11 protein-coding genes are annotated in these 11,684 nt (G+C 64.2%); 5 read left to right on the forward strand and 6 right to left on the reverse strand.

Going from position 1 to position 11,684, the window contains the following annotated elements:
- Positions 1 to 84: 84 nt before the first annotated feature.
- Positions 85 to 306: a hypothetical protein gene (locus tag ACZIYR_RS09645; protein ID WP_483526541.1), complete on the forward strand. Its 222-nt coding sequence runs from the start codon at positions 85 to 87 to the stop codon at positions 304 to 306.
- Between the two features lie 20 nt (positions 307 to 326).
- Here the strand turns inward: ACZIYR_RS09645 and ACZIYR_RS09650 are convergent, their stop codons facing one another.
- Complete coding sequence (locus tag ACZIYR_RS09650) at positions 327 to 1,076, reverse strand: 5-oxoprolinase subunit PxpA (RefSeq protein ID WP_483526542.1); 750 nt, start codon at positions 1,074 to 1,076, stop codon at positions 327 to 329.
- Positions 1,077 to 1,286: 210 nt separating this feature from the next.
- On the opposite strand from ACZIYR_RS09650, the gene ACZIYR_RS09655 reads away from it, so the two are divergent.
- The 4 genes from ACZIYR_RS09655 to ACZIYR_RS09670 all read left to right on the forward strand — a co-directional run bounded on the left by ACZIYR_RS09655 (position 1,287) and on the right by ACZIYR_RS09670 (position 4,862).
- Entirely contained in the window at positions 1,287 to 1,724 is a 438-nt protein-coding gene (locus ACZIYR_RS09655; protein ID WP_483526543.1) for a VOC family protein, read from the forward strand.
- 119 nt (positions 1,725 to 1,843) lie between these two features.
- Positions 1,844 to 2,827: a TRAP transporter substrate-binding protein gene (locus ACZIYR_RS09660; protein ID WP_473033564.1), complete on the forward strand. Its 984-nt coding sequence runs from the start codon at positions 1,844 to 1,846 to the stop codon at positions 2,825 to 2,827.
- A gap of 142 nt (positions 2,828 to 2,969) precedes the next feature.
- Positions 2,970 to 3,527, forward strand: coding sequence for a TRAP transporter small permease (locus tag ACZIYR_RS09665; RefSeq protein ID WP_473033565.1), 558 nt, complete (start codon positions 2,970 to 2,972; stop codon positions 3,525 to 3,527).
- 30 nt (positions 3,528 to 3,557) lie between these two features.
- The gene (locus tag ACZIYR_RS09670; RefSeq protein ID WP_473033567.1) at positions 3,558 to 4,862 is read left to right on the forward strand and encodes a TRAP transporter large permease; all 1,305 of its coding nucleotides are present in this window, start codon (positions 3,558 to 3,560) and stop codon (positions 4,860 to 4,862) included.
- 16 nt (positions 4,863 to 4,878) lie between these two features.
- On the opposite strand, the gene ACZIYR_RS09675 is transcribed toward ACZIYR_RS09670, so the two are convergent.
- The 5 genes from ACZIYR_RS09675 to ACZIYR_RS09695 form a co-directional block, all read right to left on the reverse strand.
- Positions 4,879 to 6,711, reverse strand: a complete 1,833-nt coding sequence (locus tag ACZIYR_RS09675; protein ID WP_483526544.1) for a protein kinase domain-containing protein — start codon at positions 6,709 to 6,711, stop codon at positions 4,879 to 4,881.
- Positions 6,712 to 6,840: 129 nt separating this feature from the next.
- A complete protein-coding gene (locus ACZIYR_RS09680; RefSeq protein WP_483526545.1) occupies positions 6,841 to 8,472 on the reverse strand; it encodes a dihydrolipoyllysine-residue acetyltransferase in 1,632 nt (543 codons plus the stop codon).
- Between the two features lie 28 nt (positions 8,473 to 8,500).
- The gene (locus ACZIYR_RS09685; RefSeq protein ID WP_483526546.1) at positions 8,501 to 9,478 is read right to left on the reverse strand and encodes an alpha-ketoacid dehydrogenase subunit beta; all 978 of its coding nucleotides are present in this window, start codon (positions 9,476 to 9,478) and stop codon (positions 8,501 to 8,503) included.
- A gap of 1 nt (position 9,479) precedes the next feature.
- On the reverse strand, positions 9,480 to 10,706 hold the full coding sequence (locus ACZIYR_RS09690) for a thiamine pyrophosphate-dependent dehydrogenase E1 component subunit alpha (RefSeq protein ID WP_473033568.1): 1,227 nt from the start codon (positions 10,704 to 10,706) through the stop codon (positions 9,480 to 9,482).
- Between the two features lie 225 nt (positions 10,707 to 10,931).
- Positions 10,932 to 11,684, reverse strand: coding sequence for an ABC transporter permease (locus ACZIYR_RS09695; RefSeq protein ID WP_483529067.1), 753 nt, complete (start codon positions 11,682 to 11,684; stop codon positions 10,932 to 10,934).

Genomic DNA, 11,684 nt, shown 5'->3' on the forward strand with positions numbered 1-11,684 from the left:
ATGCGTTTTATCTTGATTGCATAGCCAGCGTCTCTTGCCCCCGCTGACGGGCTGCCCAGGAGGCCGCGCCAGGGAGATCACCACATGCCACATCTGCTGCGTTTATCTCACGACGTCGAAGCCCGCCTCGAACGGCTCTGCCAGCAGTCCGGCATGAGCAAATCCGTGCTCATCGAACGCTGCATCGCCGCCGGTCTGGCCGACTTCGAAAGCCAGCTGCTCGTCGAGGGTGCCGACAAGCGGCCCAACACGGGCGACACTCCGACCCTCGACCAGGTACTCCGGGAAAGCGGGCTTGGCGCCTGATGGCGACCGCGTGCCAGCTCTCAGCTATCGAGCTCGCTAAGGGCACGGCGTATGGCTCTCACGGCGGCCACCGATTCGGGGTTGTCACCGTGCACGCATAGTGTATCGCAGGGCAGGTTAAGCTCGGTGCCATCGCTGGCCGTCAGGGTCTCCCCACGGGCCAATGTCACGGCCTGGGCCACGATAGCCGCCTGATCATGATGCACCGCGCCCGGCAACCGCCGTGACACTAAGTGTCCTTCGGCATCATAGGCGCGGTCGGCGAAGGTCTCGAACCACAGGGTGATTCCCATCTCGTCGGCCAGCGACCGGTAGGGCTCAGGGTCGGCGGTGGCCATGACCATCAGCGGCAGGGTGGCATCATAGGCACGCACCGCCGCCATGACCGCACGCAGTAGCGACGGATTCCGGGCCATGTCGTTATAGAGGGCCCCGTGGGGTTTGACATAATGCAGGAGTGTGCCTTCCGCCTGACAGATGCCCGCCAGGGCCCCCACCTGGTAAAGCACCAGATCCTCGACCTCCTGCGGCGAGCAGGCCATGGAGCGACGGCCGAATCCCATCAGATCCGGATAGGCCGGGTGGGCACCAATCCGCACCCCGTGTCGGGTCGCCAGGGAGACGGTGTGCCGCATGATATGGGGATCGGAGGCATGAAAGCCACAGGCGATATTGGCGCAGTCCACGTAGGGCATCACCTCGGCATCCAGCCCCATGGTCCAGCTACCGAAACTCTCGCCCATGTCACAATTCAGCAGGGGAATGGCCATGACGACTCCTGATGGGGTAACGGTCGGCGGGATGATCCATCCCGTCCAACCACTATAATGGATCACGCCCGCCCGGCGACAACCGTTTTGGCGGAACTATCGCTCCGGCATGCGGGGGCTGGCCTGAACAAGCGGTTGACGGCAGCCTATTCGGGGATTATCACTGGGAAAGGTCAATAACCAACACAATAGCCTGACTCAGGAGGCACCATGGCCGTTACCGATCCCTTCCACCTGGCCGTCCAGGTGCGCGACATCGATGAAGCACGTGACTTCTACGGCCGTTTTCTCGGCTGCCCCGAGGGACGCTCTTCGGACAGCTGGGTCGATTTCGATCTATATGGTCATCAATTCGTCTGCCACCTGAACCCTGCACTCAAGGAGCAGCCGGTCAGCAGCCACAAGAACCCGGTAGACGGCCACGGCGTACCAGTCCCTCACTTTGGAGTGGTCTTAGAAATGAAGGCATGGGAAGCGCTGGCCGAGAAACTCCGCAATCACGGCATGCGATTCGAAATCGAGCCCTATATTCGTTTCCAAGGGGAACCCGGCGAACAGGCCACCATGTTTTTCTACGACCCCTCCGGCAATGCGCTGGAGTTCAAGGCCTTCAAGGATCGCGACGCCCAACTGTTCAAGAAGACTTGAAACGCGGCGCAACAAGTCGAACCCACCGAGCAAGATGCCCAAATGGTGCCAGGGAGTTGGCACAGGGCAATGCATGACCCTCAAGACCCACAATCAAATCCCACAAGAGGTCCGAGCTCATGACCAAGCACAACGTCACCCCGCTGCTGCTAGTGGCCGGCCTGGCCGCAGCCACCAGCGCTCAGGCCATGGAATGGAACATGGCCACCCCCTACGGCGATGCCAGCTTTCACACCCAGAACGTCAAGCAGTTCGCTGAGGACGTGGCCGAGGCCACCGATGGTGAACTTCGCATCAACGTACACAGCGGCGGTTCGCTGGTGGCACATGGGGAGATCAAGCCCTCGGTGCGCCGTGGCACCATCGATGCCGGCGAGATTTTCCTCTCGGTGCTGTCCAACGAGGACCCAATCTTCGAGATCGATACCCTCCCCGGGGTTGCCGGCAGCTACGAGGAAGCCTTTGCTCTGTGGCAAACCACCAAGCCCATGATCACGGAGCTGTTTGCCGACGAAGGACTGATGCCGCTCTATGCCGTGGCCTGGCCCGCCCAGGGGATCTACACTGACTTCGCGCTGGAGAGTGAAGATCAGTTCGAAGGCCTTAGGGTGCGGGCCCCCAACATCAATACGCAACGTTTCGTACAGAATCTAGGCGGAAACCCAACCGAAACCGAGGAGTCGGACATTCCCACGGCGTTCAGTACCGGCCGCGTGGATGCCATGATCACCTCGAGCGCCACCGGCAATGCAATGACCGCCTGGGATTACATTTCGCACTATACTGACGCCAATCTTTGGCTGCCCAAGAACATCGTATTCATCAACCAGCGTGCATTCGATCGTCTCGATGAAACAACACAGCAGGCGCTGCTCGACGCGGCCGCACGTGCCGAGGAACGGGGCTGGCAGATGAGTCGTGATAACAATGAAGCGAGCCTCCAGGCGCTCCAAGACAACGGCGTAACGGTCGCAACACCTGATGACGAGGTGGCAGACGCCTTGCAGGCCGCGGGCGACCAGCTGTTCGCCTCCTGGCAGGAGCGAGCCAGCGATGAGGCCCTGGCACTGCTCGAGGCCTATCGTTCAAGCCTCGATGACTGACCAGACCGGGACGCGGTGCGACGCACCGCGTCTGTTCCCTGCACTCTCAATGGCGTCGCGCGCTTGATGGCCCGGACACCCTGCCGGCTCACCTGCGTCGATCACGTCGGTTTAGTCCTGCCCTGGAGTCAGGAGCTCCCACATGAATTTCAAGCTTGCGCTGCTCTACCGCCTCGGCGCCTGGGGGGCGGCGGCCTGCATGGTGACGATCTGCACGCTGGTGGCCATTCAGGTCTCCTTTCGGGTCCTCGATGCGCTGCTGGTGCTGGTGGGCCTGCGTCGGCTAGGACTGAGCATCACGGGCGTTTCAGAAATCGCCTCATACCTGCTGGTCGGCGCCACCTTTCTGGGGTTGGCCTATACCTTCGTGCACCATGCCCATATTCGCGTGACCCTGCTGATAACACGCCTACCCGCTAGAGTGCGGGTCTGGTTCGAAGTGTTCGGCCTGATCGTGGCGCTGACGATCAGCCTGCTGCTGGGCCATGGCCTGATCACACTGATAGGGGAAAGCCTGCACTTCCGAGATGTCTCCTCCGGCTTCCTGTCGATCCCGCTATGGATCCCCCAGGCCGTGCTGGCAACCGGCGTTGGCCTGCTATGCCTGGCCCTGGCCGAAGCACTGCTGATGACGCTGCGTATTGCCCTACGCGATCCCGCGAGCTTTCGCGAAGCCACTGACGATAGTCACCAACCATGATCGCCGCCGATCCGCTTTGGGAGACCTGACGTGCTCATACTCAGCCTGGCCACCATCCTTACCCTGGCGGTGCTGCTCGGTAGCGGCGTATGGATCGCCTTTGCGCTGATCGGCACCGCCTGGATTGCGCTGGCGTTCTTCAGCCCTTTCGCACCGGGACCGATCCTGGCCTCAGACTTCTGGGGGGCCAGCTATGGCTGGGATTTGACCGCCCTGCCGATGTTCATCTGGATGGGCGAGATCCTGTTTCGTTCGGGGCTTGCCGACAACATGTTTCGCGGCTTGTCCCCGTGGCTCAATCGCCTCCCCGGGCGGCTGCTTCACACCAATGTGATCGGCAGCGGCATGTTCGCCGCCGTCTGTGGCTCCTCGGCGGCCACCTGCGCCACGGTGGGCAAGATGACGCTGCCCGAACTGGAGCGCCGGGGCTATGACCCACAGATGGCCATCGGCACCCTGGCCAGCGCCTCGACCCTGGGCCTGCTGATCCCTCCCTCCATCGTGCTGATCGTCTACGGGGTGGTCACCGAGCAGTCGATCTCGCGACTGTTCATGGCCGGCATCGGGCCCGGTCTTTTAATCCTCGGGCTGTTCATGAGCTACCTAGTGCTCTGGGCGTTGATCAAGGGTAACCGCGCGGGCCTTACCGGGGCGGATGAATCCTCCCTGAAGCTGTTCGACAAGCTGCGCCAAACCTGGTCGCTGCTGCCGATTCTGGCCCTGATCGGCGGCATCATCTTCTCGATCTATGGCGGGCTTGCCTCTCCCACCGAAGCGGCCGCCGTAGGGGTGGTGCTTTCGATCCTCATCGCCCGTTGGAACGGCGAATTCGGGCTGGCAACCTTCAAGGCATCGCTGTTCGCCGCCATACGCACCGCCTGCATGATCGCCTTCATCATCGCCGGCGCTTCGTTTCTTACCTCGGCGATGGGCTTTACCCAGGTGCCCATGCAGCTGGCCCGGGCAATCGGCGAGATGGGTCTCTCGCCGACCATGCTGCTGGTCGCCTTGACCCTGCTGCTGCTGATTATGGGCTGCTTTCTGGACGGAATTTCGCTGATCCTGCTGGTCACGGCGATCATCATGCCGGTGGTCAGCGCCGCGGGCTTCGACCTGATCTGGTTTGGCATCTATCTCGTGGTGGTGGTGGAGATGTCTCAGATCACCCCGCCGGTGGGATTCAACCTGTTCGTTATCCAGGGGCTGACCGGCAAGGATATCGTGACCATTACCAAGGCCACCTTGCCCTTCTTTCTGCTAATGCTGCTGTCGATCGCCCTGCTGCACGCCTTCCCGGAAATCGCGCTCTACTTGCCGCAAGCCATGAACCGATGAACCGGGACGGCAGTTTTCAGACGTTATCGCGCTGCGCCGACCGCGGGTCGCGCGGATAGTAGCGCTCTGGCTGGCGCTCCGTATGGGCGAAGAAACGGGTGTCCTTGTAGGGCATCTTCATGAACCCGGACACGCCGAGTCCCTCGATCAGCCCCACGGCGGCCAAGATGTCGTCGAGCCGTCGGCGGAACTCGGCTTCCCGGGAGGGGTCGAGCAGCCGATAGTAGCTGTGAATCTTGAGGTGCTGGGGTAGCGACTCGAAGATGATCATCCCGGTATGGTGGATCTCGTTGAGGGCCTCGAGGGAGGCGATGATCGCCTCTGGCAGCACCAGGAACTCCTCCGGGTCTGGGCCATCCTCGAAGTAGCTATGCAGCCTTGAGCGATCTTCCAGCTCGGGCACGGCGCTAACCTCGTAACGCAGCCGCATCCCGGGAGTCACCACGAAGGGCTCCGTGGGCGCCTCGCGATCCAGGTGCAGGGTATCGCGGGCATTGAACAGGCAGCTCTTGAAGATCCCCTGGCGGTAGATGGCCCGCGCCAGGTTGACCATATTGTTCACCGCCGCCACGAAGGCCGGCTTGAGTGACGGGTCATGCAGGCTCAGCGAGGTATCGATATAGACGCCGTCGACCTCCCAGCGCACCGCCAACCCGCCCACCACCGGATACTGGCCCAGGCGGCTCACCGCCGCTAGGAAGGCCTTTTCGGTTTCCCCCATGCCCTGCATGAAGTTCTTGTAGTAACGGTCGAGTTGGACATCGTTGACGTCGCTCAGGGTTTCCTTGCCGCCCTCCTCGCGCAGGAAGGCCTTGCGCGAGCTGTACACCACGGTGTCGATCTCACGGCTCGAGGGACGCACCCAGGCAGGCACCAGGGGCGTCTCCGCGGGCTCGGGCAGGTCGATCATCACCAGCCGCGCCAGCCTCGGCATCTCGCTGACGAAGTGGTCTCCCGCCTTCATGCGGATGCGCGGGTCGGGATCGAGCATGCCATCGAGCATGCGTGCGAACTCCATGGGCAGGCCCAGCGAGGTGGCCGGAATCGCCCGATGCCCGAAACGGCACGACTGAGCCGAAGCGAGCGCATAGAGCGTGCCGGCGGCGCCCTGCTCATCGAAACGCGGTGACGACAAGGCGCCGTTCAACTGCTCCTCGCCGATGAAGTAGACATCCCCCAGGCGCGCATTGGTCTGCTGCAGGTTGTCCGACATCAGTTCCATGACGTTGGAGGCCACGAACTGCTGGTTAGCATCCAGCTGGGCGAACACCGAGGAGCCCCAGTCGATCAGGGCAACGGCCTCGTTGGCGGCATCGAACACCAGGTTGGAGGGCTTGATGTCGCCATGCACGATGGGCTTGCCCGCCGGCCCGGACTCCATGCGCAGAGTGCGCAGAATATCGGCGAGCTGGTCGGCGATACGCACCACCAGCCGGGGCGACAGTCGCCCCTCGCGCAGGGAGACCTCTTCCAGGTTGAGACCCGGGGCCCGCTCCATCACCAGGATCGACTGGTTGCGCACCCGCTGGAAGACGATCAGCCGAGGCACCCGGGGATGGACGACCTGCTCCAGCATGAAGGCCTCCTCCTCGAGGCGGTCCTGGAGGTGCTGGGGCAGGTTGACCCGGGTGAACTTGAAAACGTACTCCGCCCCTAGCGCCGTGACGCCGGCGAAAACGAAGCCATAGGCGCCCTTCCCGATCAGGGCGATATCACGATAGCCCAGCTGCTCGAGCTGGGCCTGACACAGCGCCACCCACTCCTTGAGCTTGCGGGCATCGTCGTGGCTGAGCAGATAGATGGACTGCTCTTCGGGGATATAGAACTGCTGGAGGGGCGCCTGGCTCATAAGCTCACCATAAGGCTTGCCGAATCGGTGCGGGTAAGCGGTCGGGCATCGCCCCGACGGGAGCGTCCGGGCGCGCTCCCTCCCGCCAGCATGCCAGCGGCGGGAGGGAGCGGCCAGGCCACGGCGGCGTCACCCCAGATGCAACAGCATGCTCTCCGGGGCCTCCAGGTAGCCCTTCCAGGCGTTGCAGAAGCGCGCGATGGTCCCGCCGTCGATCACCCGGTGATCCCCGGCCCAGGTCACGGTCATGATCGCCCGCCGGGTGACCTCGCCCCGGTCGTCGAAGCGCGGCAGCCACTGCGTCTTGCCGATGGCGACAATGGCCAGCTCCGGGGCATTGATGATCGGGGCCGCATAGGTACCGCCCAGCGCGCCGATGTTGGAGATGGTGATGGTACCGTCCTTGAGATCGGCCTGGTCGACCCGCCCTTCCCGCGCTGAGGTGGTCAGTCGCTCGACCTCGCGCGCCACGTCGAGCAGCGTGCGGCGCTCAACCCCCTTGACGTTGGGAACCAGCAGGCCCGACCGGCTATCCACCGCCATGCCCACGTTGCACGACGGCAGGTAGTGGATCTCGCTGACGTCGTCGTTGAGCCGGGCATTGAGGATCGGATGCTCCTGCACCGCCAGCGCCATGGCCTTCATGAACAGCGGCATCAGCGTCAGCCGGGTGCCTTGCGACTCGGCCTGGGGCTTGAGCCGCTGGCGCAGCGCCAGCAGCTCGGTGACGTCGATCTCCTCGCCGTACTGGAAGTGCGGGATGGTGCTGGCGGACTCCACCATGCGTCGGGCCATCACCGCCCGCATGCCGCGAATGGGCTCGACGCGAACCTCGCCCTGGGCAGGCGCCTGCGGCTCTGCCTGGCGTGCGGCAGCGGCCGCCCCTTCACTCGGCGCCGGCGCCTGGGCGCCCTGCTCCAGGTAGCGCAGCACATCCTCCTTGAGCACCCGGCCATCCTTGCCGCTGCCGGGCACGTCCTCCAGGGCGACGCCGTGCTCGCGCACCAGTCGGCGCACGGCGGGACTGGCCGGCACCCGCCCGTAGGGGCCGCGTCCACCGCTGGCCACCGGACGACTCGTGGCGGGAGTCGCCGGCTTGGGGGCGGGGCTCGCCGTCTCAGCCACGGCGGGGGCCGGCTGGCTCACCGGTTCGGCCTGCGCCGGCAGATAAGCAAACAGCGGCGCATGGACCTGGGCGATCTCCCCCTTGGGCACATACAGCTTGGTGACCTGCCCGGCCTCCGGCGCGGTGATCTCCACCAGCGCCTTGTCGGTCATGACATCGACCAGCGGCTGATCCTCCTCGATCGTCTCACCCTCGGCCACGCGCCACTCGACCACCTCGCACTCGACGATCCCTTCGCCGATATCGGGCAGGATGAAATCCTTGGACGCCGCACCGGGCGCAGACGCTTCCGCGGGGCCCCGAGAGACCGCCGGGGCTTCGGCGGCCGGGCTCGCCACTTCGTCCGCGGCCGAAGCGACGGGCCGCGGCGGCTCGGCCGATTGGGCAGCCTCGCCGCCGCCTTCCGCCTCATAGGCGAACAGCGGCGCGTGCACCTTGGCGATCTCGCCCTTGGGCACATACAGCCTGGTGACACGGCCCGCCTCGGGGGCGGTGATCTCCACCAGCGCCTTGTCGGTCATCACCTCAACCACCGGCTGATCTTCCTCGATGACATCGCCCTCGGCGACTCGCCAGTCGACGATCTCGCATTCCACGATACCTTCGCCGATATCGGGCAGCATGAAGTCACTCATTTTGCATCTCCTGTCCTGATATCGAACGTCAGAATTCCACGCTGGCGCGAATGGCCTCGAAGATCTTGAGGGGATCCGGCATGTACTCCTTCTCCAGCGTCAGCGGGAAGGGCGTATCCAGGCCGGTCACCCGTTCGATGGGCGACTCCAGGTACAGGAAGCAGCGCTCCTGGACGGTGGCGGCAATCTCGCCGGCGAAACCGCCGGTGCGCGGCGCCTCGTGAGTGATCAGCAGCCGGCCGGTCTTGAGCACCGACTCCACCACGGTATCCTCGTCCCAGGGCAGGATTGTACGCAGGTCGATGATCTCGCAAGAGATCCCCACTTTCTCGGCCATCTCCACGGCCTTCTCGATCAGCTCCATCTGCGCGCCCCAGCCAAGCACGGTGATGTCGCTGCCCTCCTTGGTCACCTCGGCCTCACCGATCGGCAGCTGGTAGTCGTCTTCCGGCACCTCGCCGGTGGAGGCGCGATAGAGCCGCTTGGGTTCGAAGTAGATGACCGGGTCGGGATCGCGGATTGCGGAGAGCAGCAGCCCCTTGGCCTGGTAGGGGTTGCGGGGCACCACGACCTTCAGGCCCGGCGTATGGGCGAAGTAGGCCTCCGGCGACTGCGAGTGATAGAGCCCGCCGGAGATCCCGCCGCCATAGGGGGTGCGGATGGTCAGCCCGCCGACGTTGAACAGATCCCCGGAGCGGAAGCGAAACTTGGCCGTTTCGTTGACGATCTGGTCGAAGGCCGGAAAGATGTAGTCGGCAAACTGGATCTCGGCCACCGGCACTGAGCCCTGGGCGGCCAGGCCGTTGGCGAAGCCGATGATGCCCTGCTCGACCAGCGGCGTATTGAAGCAGCGGGACTTGCCGTAGCGCTCCTGAAGATGGCTGGTGGCGCGGAAGACCCCGCCGAACACCCCGACGTCCTCGCCGAAGCAGAGCACCTTTTCATCCTCGGCCATGGCGATATCGAGGGCGTTGTTGATCGCCTGCAGCATGTTCATCTTGGGCATTTCAGGCTCCTCCCTGCTCGCCGCTGTTCTTGTCGGCATCTGCCGTTGCGCTGACATCCGGGTCCAGTGAGCGCGCCCCCTTCGGATAGGCCTCCGGGTGACGGCGAATGTGCGACTTGAGGCGGTCGAGCTGACGCTGCAGCGCCGGCGTCACGTCGGCATAGACGTCGCTGACCAGGCTATCCAGAGGCGGGGGTGGGCGCTTCTCGGCGCGCTTGAGGGTCTCGAGCACTTCACGGCGCAGGCTCTCCTGAAGGGCCTTCTCCTCGTCCTCGCTCCACCAGCCCAGGTCGATCAGCCAGCGCTGCATGCGCAGAATGGGATCCTTTTCGCGCCACGCCTCTTCTTCCTTGCGCGAGCGGTAGCCGGAGGGGTCGTCCGAGGAGGAGTGGGCGGCCAGGCGATAGGTCATCGCCTCGATCAGCACCGGCTGATTCTTTTCCACGGCGATGGCGCGGGCCTGCTGCGTCGCCCGATAGACCGCCAGGATATCGTTGCCGTCGACCCGGATGACGTGCATCCGATAGCCGAAGGCGCGCGGGGCGATACCGTCGGCGGCAAACTGCTCGCTGGCCGGCGTGGAAATGGCATAGCCGTTGTTACGACAGAAGAAGATCACCGGCGCCTTATGCACCGAAGCCATGTTGAGCGCGGCATGGAAATCGCCCTCCGACGCCGCCCCTTCACCGAAGAAGGTGATGGTGCAGAGCCCTTCACCGGCCAGCTTCTGCCCATAGGCATAGCCGGCGGCCTGAGGAATCTGCGTGGCCAGCGGCGAGGAGATGGTCATGTAGTGGAGCTTGCGCGATCCGTAGTGGATCGGCATCTGGCGCCCCTTGCCGTAGTCGAGTTCGTTACCGAACAGCTGGTTCATGAACTCGTCGTAGGTGAAGCCGCGATAGGCCAAGGCGCCCTGCTCGCGGTACTGCGCCATGATCATGTCGGCGTCATCTAGCGCCGCCGCGGCGCCGATGACCGCCGCTTCTTCACCGGTACACTGCATGTAGAACGAGAGACGCCCCTGGCGCTGAGCCGCCAGCATGCGCTCGTCGAGGACGCGGGTGACGAGCATGGCGCGGTAGATGCGCAGCGCCTTCTCCTTGTCCAGATCGGGTGCCTCGGCCCCCTCAAAGAGGGTGCCATCCTGCTGCAGGAGCCGAAAGGTCGGAATGTGCAGCTCGTCGCCGGTCATGAAGGCCAGCGAATGGGTGTCTTGTGTTGTTGTCATCATCCTGGTCCTTGGGTAGTGGCAGGAGGAAAAACCGCCCCTTGTGAGGGCAGTGTTGACGTTACTGTAGCCGCACGCCAGGGGTTAGCTCCAGCGCTCAGCCAACGTAGCGCAGTTGACGTTAACGTAAAATGCGGGCGAACGCATCCATTTTGCTGCCCGACGAAGGAAATGCTGACGATTATCCTGTCCGGGCGGTTGTCGACCGTGACCGGGCCCTCTTGCTCAGCGACGCAACTGGCGCGGCTGCAGGCGCTCGAATAGGCTGTCGACGCTGATCGCCAGCAGGCCGATCAGTACGGCACCCTGCACCACGTAGGCGGTGTTGCCGTTAACGATACCGGAAATGATCGGGTCGCCCAGGTTGCTGGCCCCCACGGTGGCACCAATGGCGGCCGTGGCGATGTTGATGGTCACCGAGGTGCGCACGCCGGCCAGGATGACCGGTGCCGCCAGGGGCAGTTCGACCTGACGCAGAATCTGCGCATGGGTCATGCCCATGCCGCGGGCGGCCTCGTGGACGGCTGGATCGATGCCCTCGATACCGGCCAGGGTATTGCGCACGATGGGCAGCAACCCGTAGAGCAGCAGCGCCATGACGATGGGGAGGGTACCGAAGCCGAGCACCGGCACCGCCAGTGCCAGCACCGCTACCGGCGGGAAGGTCTGGCCGATGGAAGCGAGCTGGCCGACCAGGGGGCGAAAATCGCGCCCGCCCGGTCGCGTCACGGCAATAGAGGCACCGATGCCGATCACAATGGCCAGCAGCGACGCCGCCGTCACCACCATGACATGCTGTGCCAGCAGGGTCAGAAAACTGTCACGTCGATAGATCACCTCGCGGCTATCGGGTTCGATCAGCCGCATCAGGCTGTCCAGCTGCTCCATGCCCAGGGTGGCCCCCAGCAGCAGGACGAGCCACAGTAGCGGCATGGCCCACCGCCACGGCGGCACCCCCGACGCCCTCGCTGTCGTCAT

The sequence above is a fragment of the Billgrantia sp. NRB1 genome (assembly GCF_056921725.1).